Genomic DNA, 15,268 nt, shown 5'->3' with positions numbered 1-15,268 from the left:
GGACGTCAAATATTGATGAGTTTGATCGGGAAATCGTGAATCATTTACTAATTCGTCATTTCAACTTTTCTAATTTACCAAGCTGTCGGAAGGCCGGGTTATCTGAAGAAGGAGGTGTTTTTACCTCCTTCTTTATAACGATATAGAAATTGTATAGCGAAAAGGTTTTATTAATCAATTTTTCGCGTCATCATCGAAACAGCCTCGCCCAGCATAACTCCTGATAGGAGGATGCCACTGTAAATCCCTACCGGCTGGGCATTACACACTGCAATAAACGGATGGCTGAGCTGGTGTTGATCAATGCAGAACTTAATAAATCGCATGCTGATGTTATTTCCAGCAACGAGAGGTTTAAGGCCGCTTTTGAAGCAGCTGAGATGGGAAGCTGCAGTCTTGATATCTCGACGCTAAAAGCTGAAATGTCCAGGGAAGTTCATTAATGAATTTCAACCCATAAGATTACCATTTAATGAATGGAATCGGTAACTGTTAATGCAGACAGGGAAAGGCTAGAAATGGTGCTGCAAAACTTAATAAGCAATGCCAGCCGATGGGTACAGAGGTGGACGTTACTTTTGGATTTGTTGATGGAAATCTTCTGTTGAGAATCAAGGACAGGGGGATGGGGATGTCGGAGGATTAAATGGATAAACTGTTTAACCGGTATTCATAAGTCGAAATCAAAAAATCAATACAGTAGCGGGCTTTGGCACAGGACTCTTTATCTGTGCTGAGATTATCCGATTACACCAGGGAGAAATCATCGCTGAGCAGATTAGGTGAGAATAGAGCAAAATTTACTTTTTAAGATACCCATCTGCTGAGAAAAGGAAATTTAGGTAAGATGTATTTAAAGATGTAAGTTTGTGTGCGGTCCACATGGCCAATGCCATTGAGGTCTTGGGCTCCGTATAATTCAGATGAGTCGGATCAGATGATTTCGGACATCGTATTTAATGAACTTTTCATCCAAGCAGTAATGTGTGGTGGCATCAGATCATCCATTTCCTTTACAAGATGATCTTTTCTTTATCGCCAGATGCTTTTTCTTGATAACTGATATAAATAAGTTAGAGGTCTAATTCAACATACCATATTGTGTTAGGAAATTCATATTAATGTTGTATTTTTGCTAAAAATATTCGCAAAAGTAGTTATGAGTGCTGAACTTCCCAACGCAGATCAAACATTTAATATTTCTGACGAGCATCTGGATATTGCCCTGGCACAGGTGTCCATGGGTTTCTGGAGAGTGAACCTGGCGGATAGCAACTTTATGGCTTGCAGCCCGCAGTGTAAGAAAAATTTCGGATGGGATCCGTACGCAGCATTTAGTTACGCTGACATGTTAAGTTGTATACTCCCTGAGGATCTGCCGGAAATGCAGTCCAAGGTTCTAGATGCGATAAAAGAGCAACAGCTTTACCGGGCTGAGTACCGGGTAAAGCATCCGGATGGCGTCATTCACTGGATTGAGGCAAATGGGAGAGTTTTATACGAAAATGGCATACCATATGAGATGTTGGGAACCACACTGGACATTACCGGAAAGAAAGATCTGGAAATACTACGTGATGAGCTTTTGAATGTGGCCATGCATGAACTGAAAACACCACTTTCTGCGGTCAGGGCATCCTTACAATTATTGGAACGGCTGTTGCAGTCGCGAAATGATGAAAGAGCTTCCAGTATCGTGACCATGGCATTGGGATCAACCGAGAGGATCAACCGTCTTTTAGGGGAGATGGCCTTACCGGTCAATGCAAAACTAAAAGAAATTAATCTGGCAAAATCAACTTTCGATATTCGCAGGCTTGCCGATGAGATGGCGGACAATGCGAGGGTCATTCACGTCAATGCCAAGATCAATGTGGATGCTGATGCAGATGAAGTTTTGGTGGATGCTGACCGTTACAGGATTGCACAGGTCATTACCAATCTGATTAACAATGGCATCAAATATTCTGAAAATGAACCGAACCTGGAAATTACCATAGCCACAGGTCTTGATCAGATCAGGTTCATGGTCAGGGATTATGGGATAGGGATACCTGCAGGAGACCGTAAAAAAGTATTCCAGAAGTTCTACAGGGCCAATACAAATTTGAAAGTGGATGGCCTTGGAATAGGGCTGTATCTTTGCGCAGAGGTTATTGTTCGCCATGGGGGCAGCATCTGGGTGGAAGACCTCGAGCAGAAAGGTACAAGCATTATATTTACTTTACCACTAAGCAATCCTTCCGAGGACTTTGCAGCGGTATCCTGATTATGTTAATACGGTTGAACAATAGATATGACCTCCCTGATAACTGAGATCAAGGATCAGATTTTAGTCGGCGACATCAATAAAAATCTTAAACTCAATATCCTGGAAACTCCGGATATTGATGGCGATCCCGTCCTTCTTTTTCAGGTCTTCCTGAACATTAATGAAAATGCAGTGAAATATTCTCATAAAACTAGTTTTCCTATTGTTTCCATTGATGGGGCCATAGTTGAAAACAATGTTGTGTACCGCATTACAGACAACGGTGTTGGGATGAACTCGGAAGAGCAAACAAAAGTTTTTGGCCTTTTTACCAGGGTTGGTCAGCAGGATGAATTTGAAGGCAACGGTGTGGGATTAGCCACGGTGAAGAAAATTATCATCCGCCATGGGGCAACTATAAAAATCGAAAGTGAGGAAGGCAGCGGAAGTACTTTTGTGCTCTCATTTCCATTAGCTGGGTAGAATGCCTGGTCCTTTGCGGAATAAGAGTCAAAATTTATTGGTTATGTTGCGATTTAAATTTATTGTTCAAAAGACAGACCTTAAATCTTTACATAGCGTTGTCGTGAGCACGAACCGGAGAACAATTCAGGAATAAAAACCGATCTGGTCATATCCAGTTCACGCGGATTGCCATACAGGCGGTACAGGATTGCAATGGGAAGGCGCATTAAAAGTTATTATATCAGCTGTACTAAGGATTTGTTTCCGCTATAAGTTCTACAATAAATCGAATATGCTATATTATGGAAAAAGATAAGTGTTAAAGGAGTTGGTTTAGTTTAGTATTGCCGTAACTCTATTGATGAAGTCATCTATATTAAACGGCTTTGCGATAAAATCATCTGGTGTGCATTTTGACCCAAAATCATTTATCGATGCATTGGCTGACATCATCAGTATCGGAATTTGATCCGTGCGGTTATCGGCTCTCATTTCACTACAAAGCTCCAGACCATTGCCGTCCGGCAACATGACATCTGTTATCAATAAATCAGGGGACATTGATTTAATTTCATTTTTAAAAGACCCTACGTCTGGATAAAGCTTTACATCATAATCTTCTTCCGATAGTAGAATGGAGATAATATCTCTAATACCTTCATCATCTTCTACCACCATAATTGTCTTTCTCATAAGCGTCGATACTTACATTACAACCAATCAAAGTTCAAATAGTTTCTTAATATCAGCGTTTGTTATAAAATATAATCTTTGCATTTCTCCATTAATTAAGCATTGAACGGTACATAACAACTGAGCGATCACTCAATCCTCTCTTGGGCCATATAGCATTAAAAATAACTTCTGTTTCTAAGGTTTAAGCAGAGGAACAAATGCTGATCCCTCATCAGAAAGCGATAGAAAGGGTAAGGATAGGACTACATATTGTTAAACGGTCATACAAATAACAATGTTGATATCGGTTTACTTAATTTGTCACCAACCTTCCCACAACAAGAAGACTATTCTTTGGAATCCATTTGACTGGTGCCTGTTAGCCGCAGGATATTCAAAAGATTGGGGAAATTCATTTAATCATTGTACAAATTTAGGTTTGACGTGCGGCACGCAGAAAGAAATTCCGGCATAAACCCGCTAGCAGCCTTTGCGCGCGCTGCTATTTATTCCGTTGCTTCTTTTGCTTTGGCGGCCGGCAAACCTGGCGAAGCACCATAATTAAATCGAAATGTTATGGAAAACTCACTTTATCAGCTTGCGGAGATCGAAATCAGCTACCGCCCGAAGTTTAAGGCCATGGAGCGGCCACAGATTGATAGCTCCGATAAAGCGTATCATGCGCTCGTCAATAATTGGAGCCAGGATAGGATAAACCTGATCGAAGAATTTAAGATCATTCTCCTGAATAGAAGAAATAGGGGCTTAGGGATTGTCAATATCTCACAGGGTGGAATGTCTCAGACGATGGCAGATCCAAAGATTATCTTTGCTGTTGCATTGAAGGCCTGTGCGAGTGGAATTATTCTTTCCCATAACCATCCGTCAGGGGATCCAGCTCCTAGTGATGCGGATATCAAACTAACACGGAAGTTGTCGGAAGTTGGTGCGTTGCTTGATATAAAAGTGTTGGACCACATCATCTTGTGCTCGGATGGATATTTTAGCTTTTTGGATAAAATCATGTTGTAGTAAAACAGCTCCTGTGATTGCAGGAGCTGTTTTTTTGTTCATTTCTCCGATTCCCGACCTTTTCGACTTCCGCATTGTTTCTTTCTCTGTATCTATCTATATCAAAAAGGCTTTGAACAGCTATAGCGTATGACGGGGCTGTCGTAACGAATATGTTAGTATGGGGAGGTTTGACTCTTTAATTCCTGATAAAGAAAAAGGATGTCACCCCTGCGGTTCGCTTTGGCTTCTCCTTTTTCTATAGAATGATCATTTTAAAACTATCTGAAATATTGAGATAGGTCGGTTACTTTTCCGGAAAAGTAGGTACTTCTTGTATTTGCTAAAATATTTTTAGTATCGTTGATAACAAACAACCTCGACTTGCCGGCTTCAAAATTAATTTCCCCATAACGGCCCTGGTTGGGTTTAAAGGGATAGGCCGCTAATACAAAAGGCGCGCTGGTTGTGGTGTAGGGTAAATTATCTGTGTCTTTTTCAACAATATCAAAACTATATATATAATTGGCATCTGGTAGTGGTGGAAGTTCTATCTGGTTAAAAGTACCATCTTTAAGTAAAGTAAGCCTAAGTTCGGGCTGTACCTTTGTTCCGGCGGTAGCATACGCTGCAGTAGATTGTGGTTTAAGCCTGGTGTAGAAAACGAGGTCTACATCAACATTTTTAAATTGTGGTGCAAATAAAGTCTCGAACTTTGCACTTACCATCATATTTGCAGGATTTACAGGCGGGTTAAGGCTTACATTGTCAACAATTTTGGTTCCATCGTAAAAGAAATTTATGCTTTGGCTATTGCTGGTTGCATCGATCGTTTTAGCAAGCAGAATATCGGTTTCGCCTTTTTTGCGTACCATGATTTCTCTCTTTGTACCTTTATCAATCAAGATAGGGGAGGTGTTATTTATCGACCCGGTGCCGGATAAAAATACATTTCCATCTATCAAAAATTCGAGTTCACCCGCCAGTGCGTAGCCTTTGATGAGTAATGAAATGGAACTGTTGTATATTTTAGTGCCATCATAAAAAATACTGATGTACTGATCGAACGGTGCTGCCGTTATCGTTCTGGAGAGTAATATCTCCGTTGAACCTTTTTTTCTGATTTTCAAATCAGCGTGCTGATCTTTAACGGTAAGCAGGGTTTTTACGTTAATGCCCCCGGTAGGTGGTGCGGCAATTACGCTGTCTTTATACAGGTACTCCAGCTCAACACTACTTGCACCCGTAACATTTAACTGAATAATTTTAACCGGTTCGGGTTGGAGTAGTTCTGCCTTACGACAGGATAAACTTAATGTGGCGATGGCCGAAAGGAAAAAAAAGGCAAATATTTTAAGTTTCATATAAAGGTTAATTATCATTTAAAACAGTGTTATCCTGTTTTATTATAAGAGACTATGCCGAAAAGCATAGTCTCTTTCTATTAAGAAAAAATTAAAATACAAGTTTTGACCAACCTGAAGCCCAGCTCGGAAGTGTAACTGTAGCAGGAGAACCCGGAGTGTTATACCATGGTTGCGCAACACCGAAAGTACTGGCGTTGGTTGCATTCACTACCAAAGTATTGCCACCACCATCAGCATAAGCACCAACGGCAGCTGTGATTGAATTATTGAAACCATGAACAGAAGTAGAAGAGATATCTGAAAGACTTGCATTGGCATCACTGTCGAAAGCGATACCGATATTGTAACCAGAAACAATCACACTAATTAAGCTTACTTCAGAACCTCTGCGCTCGCGGATACCGTTACGGTAGCCTAAACCAGAAATACCGTTTTTATTTGCAGTTCCGAAAATGCTTACATTTTGTAAGGTTGGATGTGTTTTAGGGGTTAAGCTAAACGTACCATCTTCCGCAGGTGCATTGTTATCAGATTCGATACCGTTTGAATCGCTATTGCCTCCACTCGTACTGTGTGTAGAATTTTTATCGGCAATGGCCACACAGTCGCTTAATATACCGGTAAAACCGTTATCGAAATCAAACTGGTCGTCATCAGAAGCCAGCGCAATTAAATTACTTGGACTAACTGTACCACCAAAAAACTCAAATCCGTCATCCAGACCATAAGAAACCTGTACATGATCGATCGTTGTGCCACTGCCCACGCCACCTAAAGTTAAACCGTTTACTTCGATGTTTGGCGCCAGCTGGAAACCTGCATACTCAATACGCACATATTGGAAAGTACCTCGGTTATCTTCGTCATTTGTACCTCCGTAATGGAATTTAGGATTGTCAGCTAAACCTTCTATCAGTTTATCACCAACGTTGATTCTGGCATTACCTAAAATAATGGCTCCGCCAAAGTCGCCTGGTTTACCAGTTGTACTGGCATCACCATCTAAAAGGTAGCGGCTGGTGAATACAATTGGATTTTCTGCTGTACCTACTGCATTGATGTTACCATCTTTGGCAATAACCAATACACCATTTTGTACACCCGGAGTATTCACCGAAGCTTTGATATAAGTACCTGGTTGGATGGTTAAAGTTGCACCATTTCTAACCGTTACTACACCGCTTAATTCGTAAACGTTTCCTGCGGTCCAGGTAACAGAGCTGGTAATGTCTCCGTTAACAGCCACAACCGGCAAGGATGATTGTGAATAATCTGCTGCTGAAGTGCTGCGGTTACCGAATGCATCAGCACCACCTTCGTTTTTTTTACAAGCTGTAAATGAAACAGCAACAATTGATAAAAGACCGATTAAATTTTTAAAATTTTTCATTGTCATTTTTTGTTTTTCATAGGATCTTATTGTTACGATCCATGTTTTTTAGGTTGATTTTTTTCAAGGTTATTTAGGTTTACAGACAAGTTATTTGTCGGTTTTTAAGGAAACAAAAGCCTGATATACCTAAATATGATGTTTTTTTATATCTTAGCTGTTCATATAGATTTGACTAAGTAAAGCTGTTAGCTACCCTGGGTTTTTAACAGTAGATTTAAAAATAGTTCAGGTTTTTCCTGATTGGCCGTTCCACTCCAAATGATCGGTTTAAACGAAGGGTTCTGATACAACCTTTCGTTTTTTTATGGCCATGCAGGAAATAAATTTCCTCCTTTCCTGTTAAATGGTTTAACCTTATAAAAACTGTTTTTCATGGGCGTTCTAAAAATTATAGGTTATGGAAGTGCTGTAGGTGCGGCCAAATTTTTGCGAAAACATCACCTGGTCTCCATCATCCAGGTTGTTGGTAAAACCTGGTTTCAATCGCGACTTGTTGCTGTAGTCTGAACCCGGCTGGTAATCGGGGTTAGCTTCGTAACTCGCGGTATTTCTATAAATCAGCGAGGCCCTGTTGAGTAAATTCCCTGCATTGACTTTTACTTCGAACCTGTTTTTATAAAACTTATAACTAATCTGTGCATCAATCTGGTCGCGCGGGTTTTCATATTCAATGTTATTCAGTTCCGGACTAACCAAAGTTGTTTTGCGCCCAGATTTATTATAAGCCAGGTTGAAGCCAAAATGCTCGTCCAGATACTGTAAACCGGCATTGATCAGGTAAGGTGCCTGCCCATACATGTTTCTTTTGGCTTTGGCACCTACTATAACACTTTCGCCGTTGGTACCGGTAACTTTGTAGGTCCCAACTACATTGGCTGTTTGTAAGGTAAGGTTGCCATAAAGCGTTATTCGTGATAACAGGGTACTGCTGTTGATGAAACCCAGGTTTTTCCTCAACTCCAGTTCCAATCCATAAACTTTGGCTTGATCAGAATTTTTGATATAATAAAAACCGCCTCCGTTTGATATGCTGTAAACCACTTCTACGGGTTGATCGAATTTTTTATAAAAGGCACTTGCCGAGATGATTTCGCCCAGGCCTGGGAACCATTCAAATTTAAGATCGTAATTTTTAATTTGGGTACTGGCTAAACCCTCGTTCCCAAACTGGGCGTCAAACATAGGGTCGTATCTAAAGAACTGACTGTTATCCATTAGTTCGGGCCTTACTACAGCATTTGAAAAAGCGGCTCTGATGTTAATCTCTTTTGTAGGGCTATAGGTAAGATTAGCCGAAGGTAACCAACGCCATTTTTTCTCAGATGGAAGTGCGAAACCACTCACACCCCTAACATTGAGGTCATTGCGGAGTTCGGTATACTTGAAGTACTCTGCTCTTAGGCCCCATACCAAACGTAATTTTTCAGCAAGACGGTCATCAAACATCATATACGCCGCCTGGGTGGTACTTTTACCTTTATAGCCATTTAAAAAGTATGGGTTAATAAAATAATTGTAGCCATTATTGCCAATTTTGGCAGGATCAATCATTTGGGCAATAGAGATGAATTTCAGGCTATCGGGTATCGATGCATTACGGACAAGTGATGCGATTTCCCAGTTTAAGGAACCTTCCTTGTGTATACCAAAATACCCCGTTTTTACCGTATTATTTAGTGAGCCAATTTTGAAAGGCATACTTGCATCGCCACCCCAGGCAAGATGGTGTTCATTATTGCTGTAGTTATGTCTTGAGGTAGGTTTGATATAACCTTCCCTTTGGCCACTTGCCTGGTAAAAATATTCATAATCATTACCAAATTGCTGCAAGTTTTGGGTGCTAATACTCAAATCCTTCTCTTTACGGTCTATTGATGTACGCGATAAATTCCATTCCAGCTTTACTTTGCCTACCTGGTGCTGGCCATTGAGTTTATTCTGTAACAGGTCGGTGTACGTAGGGTCGTCAGCTTCAACAATGGCATTTGGTTTTTGGCCATTGGCAAAGAATTCAGATCCATTATCAGCATCATAACCAATGGTTCTAAACAGGTCGTTATTGTAAATGTGTGTATAGGTGTTGCGGAAACTAAATCTGTTTTTCTCAAGCTGTAAACCCACATTTAACATGGCTGCTAAAGTGGTGTTGAACATATATTTCGCACCGGTATTTGGCGTATTGATATTCCATTCACCTCTTGTTTGCTGCTCAATGGTATTGATATTCTGGTTGTTGCGGTAGCTTAATGATGTGGTAAAACCCAGTTTTTTATTATTTGTAGTATCAATGCCTATGGTCCTGCCTATGGTAAACTGATAATTTTGAGATGGTGCCGTTTTGTGCCTGTACATCGTGAAATTATCATTGACGAATTTCTGGCTTTGAGCAATCAGCTTTTGCTGGTACTGCTCGTCTGTAAGGGTATTGTTGGGTGCCGTTGTACGTTCAGTATGTTCTAAACCGACCGGAAAATTTCTTCTTCCATCATCAAACCCAAAATAATCGTATTTGCCTCGCTTATGACTTAAAAAATCTTTTTCTGTGCTTTGATCATTATATGAAGTACCTGCTGTAAAAGATATAAAGTTCTCGGTAGGGATATCTTTGGTATTGATCTGTATTAACCCACCCCCGAAACTGCTGTTCATATCAGGCGTAACGGTTTTACTCACCACAACGTTATCAACCAGGTTCGAGGGAATTAAATCGAAAGAGAAGTTACGGGTTTGTGCCTCTGTACTGGGTAGGGTAATCCCATCCAGCTGTGCAGTGTTATAACGTTCACCTATGCCGCGTACTAAAACCATTTTATTGTCTACCGAATTTACCCCGCTAATGCGTTTCAAACTTTCACCAATGTTTTTATCCGGTGTTCTGGAAATCTGTTCGGCACTAATTCCATTGCTCATTTCAGCAGCATTTTTCTGACGGGTCAGTAAGCCTTCAACGGAAGCTTTTTTATAGCTCGCGGTTATCACCACATCTTGCAAACCTTTTGCATCGGGTTTTAGTGCAATGTTAAGCGGTGTGCTTTTAGCTGCCCTGACTTCTACATCACTTATGCGTTGTGTAATGAAAGATATATAACTAATTTCTACTGTATATTTTCCGGGTTCGGCAATTAATATGTAACTACCATCGCTGGCCGTTTGTGTAGCTTTGCCCGTTTCGTTAATTTTAACGGATGCACCGGGCAGTGTTTCACCTTTTTCGTCAAAAATCTTTCCTGATATGTTTCCTGGTTTTACCAGATCCGGAAGTTTATATAGCAATATGGTATTGGCATCAGTAAATTTGTATGCTACTCTGGTGCCTGAAAGTATTTTTTTTAAAATCAGCTCAATGGCCATGTTTTGTACTTCGAGGCTTACTTTCCCGTTTTTGCTGAAAATCGATTTATTATAATTGATTGATAAACCTGCTTTCTCTTCAAGCAATGAAAGCGCATCAGGAATGCCCATTTCAACTATCTTAATGCTCACTGTGCCTTCTTTTGGCGTTTGTACAAAGCTGTTTGCCAATGCCTCGTTAAATAAAAAAGTAGATAGTATGATGAAGGTTACCAAAGGGCGGTAATCTAAATTGATAATATATTCTTTTATATATTCATAAATTCCTATTTTCATAGGTTCAAGATGTTTTTTAATTTTCACGGGTTAAAAACTTTTGTTTTAGGAGCTGGATTGTTCGAGCAATCCGGCCCCTTGTTGATGTAAAGAAGTTTAATCTGTTTTTTGTAGGTATAAATCTGGTTTGTTGCACCTTTTGCCGCGCTATAGCATTTTGCTAACTCATCATTGACAGCCCTCCCCCCATACGGTTATTATTTTGTTTGCATTGTCTATTTTATATCTCAATTTTCTGCCGCTCATGATTCGGATTTCCTCCATTATCTTGTTGATGCTTTTGCTGATAAATGTGGCATTGTACCTGCAATTGTTTAATTTATTGGTTTTCAGTTCGAAACGGATATTGTAATATCTTTCCAGTGACTGGAACATATTAGCCAGGCTTACATCTTTAAAGGCAAAGCTGTTCTTAATCCACGCATTAATTTCGCTGATAGGCTCGTTACGGATATCATAGTGATGTGCTTTCAAATGATATGATAATTTCATTCCGGGAGTAAGTAGTGAAAGTTGTCTTAATTTTCCGGTACTGTTCTCCGAAACGCCTACTTTACCGGTACGAACAGCGACGCTGAAAGTTCCATCTTTGGGATAGGCGTAAATGTTGAAAGAAGTGCCCAAAACCCTGGTTTGCATCTCTCCACTCTGTACGATAAACGGGCTGGCAGCATCATGTTTTACTTCGAAAAAAGCTTCACCTTCCAACCGGATATTTCTTAAATCACCTTTTATGAATCGGGATGGCCAGGTTAGCCTGCTTTCGGCACCCAGGTATACGATGGAACTATCAGGCAAAACCAACTTTAATCTTTCGCCCTTTTGAGTGGTTTTACTTAAAAAGGTGATGGCTGTTTGTGTAGGTTGTTGTAAATTCTGGTATAGATACCAGCCAATCGATGCAGAAATAATGACAGCAAACACTGCAGCATATTTTAATAGTGGGGGGAATAATCTTCTTTTGGGCTGGCGTTTTTCTATTTTTTTCCATATTTCTGCCAGTCCGTTAGCAGCAGTTGAAGAATAATCGGCTTTTGTTGTTTGTTCTGTCCAGAGTCTTTCCATTTGCCCATAAAATTCGCTATCGCCGTTCGCTGTATCGGCAAGGTATTTCATTAGGACTTTCTCTTGCTCTGGAGTGGTTTTACCGGCCAAGTAATATTCAAACAGTATTTTAATATTTTCTTTCACTTTACTATTTATAAGCTTTAATGCTGCGCTCTAACATATATATGCACGAGCTTGAGGAAATAGCTATATGAAAATGAAATTTATTTTAAAAAGTTTAAAACGGAATTAATGAGGTATGATCAGACTTCGATTTACAAAGAGCAATCAGCGAAGTGTCCTAAAAGTTAATGTTAGTCAATTGCCATCCAAAATGCGATGATTGGGCCCTTAAGTTCTAAGATATGATATGAAAGAAGTCAATGACAATTATCAAGCGCGTTATGAGCCAGCATTATGCAATTTGTCATCCTTTGACGAAATGAAATATTTTTCCAAAGTGGAGAGTAGTTGTGAATTAAGCCTTAGCAAAGCATTATCAATAACAGGGATAGAATCGTTTCCGGAGAATAGGTGCTGAAGTATTTACGCAAAATCCCAAGCGATTTTTTCAGGTGGTTGTTTACCGTGTTTTTAGAGATGCCCATTAGTTGCGAAATTTCTTCATGGGTATGGTGGCCGTTACGGCTCAATAAATATATTTTTTTTACCTGTGGGGAAAGACTTTCTATCGCTTTATGCACAATTTGTTTTGTTTCTTTGGCATTGAGTTCTTCTTCTATGGTATTAAAAGATTGCTCATATTTAAGGTTTTCTTCACTATAAACCTTTTCTCTTGCTTTTTTGCGAAGTGTAGACAGAAAATTATTGCGGATCAGCGTATATATAAACGCTTCAAAGTTCTTTTTTGGATCTATCTTTGATCTGTTTTCCCAAAGCCTTACAAAAACATCCTGGGTAAGTTCTTCCGCTTCTTCTCCGTCTCGGCTGAAATGATAGGCATAACCATAGATTTTTTTGCGATACTGATGGTAAATTTCATTGAAAGCGGCGGAGTCGCCAGCTTTTAGTGCATTAAGGAGTTCTGCATTTTTAAAATCTTCCAACTGTTCCATAAGTAGCGTTTATGGCAGGCAAGTTAGTAGTCGCGTTTAAAGTTAATGTTAACGCAATAAAAACCTTTTTTTATCATCTTAACTTATGGGTGATTACTATGCTTTGCTGAGCTGACAATGCTCTCGAATCCATTAGTATACGATTAGGCTGAAAGCTTTTAGTCAATACGTTATCCATCGCATTCGCGGTTTTAATAGCCCTACCTGTTATAGCAGCGATTGCTGCTTTCACCATTGGGTCTCGGGTATCACCAAGTTGAAGCAAAGGCAGATTATCCATTTCATTAATCATGATATCGGGGGAAATTCCCGCACTATATCCACCAATACCCTGGGCGTTAAAAAGTTTATAAACAATCGGATGTAGCTCCCAATTTACTTGTTTGGGGCTTCGGGCATCAAATATCTTAAATGACGCTTCGTCTTTTCCTCTTGTTTTCTCGCCGATCAATATCACCTGAATAAAAGGTTTTAGGTTATTGATCATAAGTTCTGAGGCAGATGCTGTGGCCGCTGTTGATAAAATATATACCCGGCCTAAGCCAAGATTTTGCTGTAAGACGGCATTAAAATTGACGGTACCATCGAATGTAGCTGCAGTTCCTATTGATTCGCTTCTGATCCCCCCGTTTTTATTGCCCTTGTAGGTAATAAAAGGGTTATTGAACGATACGTTTTTGGCAATCATGGCGCATAAGCCAGCCGCCTCCGCTACCTGACCGCCCGCGTTATAACGGAGATCGAGAATGAGTTCAGATATACCCTCCGATTTGAAATTGCGGAAAGCATTAGTAAGCGAGCTAGCCAAACCAACATTAAAATCCAAGAAATACAGGTAACCAATTTTTTTTCCATTGCTTTCTATCACTTTGCTAATCTCACGCTGATCGAGTATTATACTTTTATTTAGTTCAACAGTACGGGTTTCTGTCCAGATATCATTTTTCAGTTCAGCTAAACCCAAAGAAAAGTGATCGCTATTTAAAATTTCAGTTTGCAAAACCTGGGCGTTAGCAGCGGTTATTATCTTACCGTTAATTTTGCTGATATAGTCTCCACGCTTTAAACCAGCCCTTGAAGCCGGAGAGTCGTTTAATACAATTTTAACAATTCCGATAACTTTTGCCTTATTTTGGTCGCTTACTACGGTATAATCAAAACCAAAATTTCTGTTGCCTGGTATTGCAGTGGTAGGGTCATTAGGGATAGAGATGTATGAAAAGCGATCCGACGAATTGCGGATGGAATTAAAAAAATCTTTTGGCGGTAAACCAAGATTCGGATTGGTCGGCAGCTGTTCATTCCAATAATAGTAGCGTTTAAGGCTGTCAAGTATCCAAGCGTTGGTATGCTCATTACTCCCAATTGGATACTCAGATTTTTCACTGCCTTTTTTGCAGGACAAGAGAATAGCTAAAATAGAATGACAAAATAAAAGCCGTTACAATTAGTTTTATTCAAGTTTGTTATAGATTCCGTCATCGTGTTTCTCGATTTTAAAACAAACTTAAAACTACTATTGTTAAGCAAGCATTAATTTTCAAGTTAGATTAATCTTTCGCATATAAGCCTGAAAAGGAAGGTTCATGACGTTAAGTTATTATTATGGACCTAATTAATGGAACATAACAATAATTAAACCTAAACTTTCTATTAGATTAACTTTTGCGCCGCGAATTTCCACTTTATATCTATACGGACTATTAGTGCGTTTATCTGAAGTTGAGTACGAAAGGTGATTACGTATCTGAAGCTGCTACCGGTTGAGTTCAGGGCGTCCTTCAATTAGTTTTAATTCATTTCGCACCCTGTATTCTGTTTTTAGCAAGGTTGAAATCAATTGGAAGTGCTTATCGGTTTTGCTGCAATGTCTGTTAAGTGATAGTGTGGGGCTAGACGTATCCTATTTAATCATACCGAGCATCAAAAAGTTGGTTTTTGTGATACATGATAATTTCACTGAAATTTAATTGACGGGTTATGTTCCTCTTAATAAACGTTTCTTTGTCCAAAGCATATAAGCTAAGGAAAGTGTCAAAAGTCCGATGGTTCCATTTAATTGTATAGATAATCTTTCACTATTTTTTTGCTATCAAGTGCTCGTAAGCTATCATAGTAGCGTTACTTGTCTGTTTTTGGTAGCTCAAGAGTCCATTCACCGAGTCCTGTACTCCAAATAAAGCTGATATCGGTTTCTCCTGTATAAAAGCTTCGGGGTATTTCCCCCATTGGGTCTGCAATATTAATGGTGTGCGTGGCCCCATTAGGTAAATTTGTTCCATCAGGGATCATCTCCATAACTTCTGATAATTTTGCGATTGTAATTCTCATGGCTTATAAAGTTTAGGTATAGAAT

General features: G+C 39.6%; 12 protein-coding genes. 4 read left to right on the top strand and 8 right to left on the bottom strand.

Translation table 11 applies throughout. The annotated features are described in order from the left end of the window. Window positions 1–281 precede the first annotated feature (281 nt). From PGN18_RS14350 to PGN18_RS14340, 3 genes are all read left to right on the top strand, one after another. Window positions 282–443: a hypothetical protein gene (locus PGN18_RS14350; RefSeq protein WP_335320229.1), complete on the top strand. Its 162-nt coding sequence runs from the start codon at window positions 282–284 to the stop codon at window positions 441–443. A gap of 716 nt (window positions 444–1,159) precedes the next feature. Continuing rightward, complete coding sequence (locus PGN18_RS14345; RefSeq protein WP_335320228.1) at window positions 1,160–2,269, top strand: PAS domain-containing sensor histidine kinase; 1,110 nt, start codon at window positions 1,160–1,162, stop codon at window positions 2,267–2,269. Between the two features lie 27 nt (window positions 2,270–2,296). Next, window positions 2,297–2,734, top strand: coding sequence for a sensor histidine kinase (locus PGN18_RS14340; protein ID WP_335320227.1), 438 nt, complete (start codon window positions 2,297–2,299; stop codon window positions 2,732–2,734). Between the two features lie 315 nt (window positions 2,735–3,049). Here the strand turns inward: PGN18_RS14340 and PGN18_RS14335 are convergent, their stop codons facing one another. Beyond that, a complete protein-coding gene (locus tag PGN18_RS14335; RefSeq protein WP_335320226.1) occupies window positions 3,050–3,409 on the bottom strand; it encodes a response regulator transcription factor in 360 nt (119 codons plus the stop codon). A gap of 558 nt (window positions 3,410–3,967) precedes the next feature. On the opposite strand from PGN18_RS14335, the gene PGN18_RS14330 reads away from it, so the two are divergent. Then, window positions 3,968–4,423 (top strand): JAB domain-containing protein, encoded by a 456-nt coding sequence (locus PGN18_RS14330; protein WP_335320225.1) that lies wholly within the window; start codon window positions 3,968–3,970, stop codon window positions 4,421–4,423. A gap of 260 nt (window positions 4,424–4,683) precedes the next feature. On the opposite strand, the gene PGN18_RS14325 is transcribed toward PGN18_RS14330, so the two are convergent. The 7 genes from PGN18_RS14325 to PGN18_RS14295 form a co-directional block, all read right to left on the bottom strand. Continuing rightward, window positions 4,684–5,766, bottom strand: a complete 1,083-nt coding sequence (locus PGN18_RS14325; protein ID WP_335320224.1) for a hypothetical protein — start codon at window positions 5,764–5,766, stop codon at window positions 4,684–4,686. A gap of 91 nt (window positions 5,767–5,857) precedes the next feature. After that, window positions 5,858–7,159 (bottom strand): hypothetical protein, encoded by a 1,302-nt coding sequence (locus tag PGN18_RS14320; protein WP_335320223.1) that lies wholly within the window; start codon window positions 7,157–7,159, stop codon window positions 5,858–5,860. A 384-nt stretch (window positions 7,160–7,543) separates the two neighbouring features. Beyond that, the gene (locus PGN18_RS14315) at window positions 7,544–10,789 is read right to left on the bottom strand and encodes a TonB-dependent receptor (RefSeq protein ID WP_335320222.1); all 3,246 of its coding nucleotides are present in this window, start codon (window positions 10,787–10,789) and stop codon (window positions 7,544–7,546) included. A 168-nt stretch (window positions 10,790–10,957) separates the two neighbouring features. Continuing rightward, window positions 10,958–11,980 carry a FecR family protein gene (locus PGN18_RS14310; protein WP_335320221.1) on the bottom strand — a complete coding sequence of 341 codons (1,023 nt, stop codon included), beginning with the start codon at window positions 11,978–11,980 and terminating at the stop codon, window positions 10,958–10,960. Window positions 11,981–12,321: 341 nt separating this feature from the next. Next, complete coding sequence (locus tag PGN18_RS14305) at window positions 12,322–12,912, bottom strand: RNA polymerase sigma factor (protein WP_335320220.1); 591 nt, start codon at window positions 12,910–12,912, stop codon at window positions 12,322–12,324. A gap of 73 nt (window positions 12,913–12,985) precedes the next feature. Beyond that, window positions 12,986–14,317, bottom strand: coding sequence for a S41 family peptidase (locus PGN18_RS14300; protein ID WP_335320219.1), 1,332 nt, complete (start codon window positions 14,315–14,317; stop codon window positions 12,986–12,988). 716 nt (window positions 14,318–15,033) lie between these two features. Next, a complete protein-coding gene (locus PGN18_RS14295) occupies window positions 15,034–15,243 on the bottom strand; it encodes a hypothetical protein (RefSeq protein ID WP_335320218.1) in 210 nt (69 codons plus the stop codon). Window positions 15,244–15,268 lie beyond the last annotated feature (25 nt).

The organism is Pedobacter terrae (assembly GCF_036946585.1).
GTDB classification, from domain to species: Bacteria; Bacteroidota; Bacteroidia; order Sphingobacteriales; family Sphingobacteriaceae; genus Pedobacter; species Pedobacter terrae_C.
The sequence above is the reverse complement of the archived record's forward strand: the minus strand, read 5'-3'. Positions and strand labels throughout refer to the sequence as shown.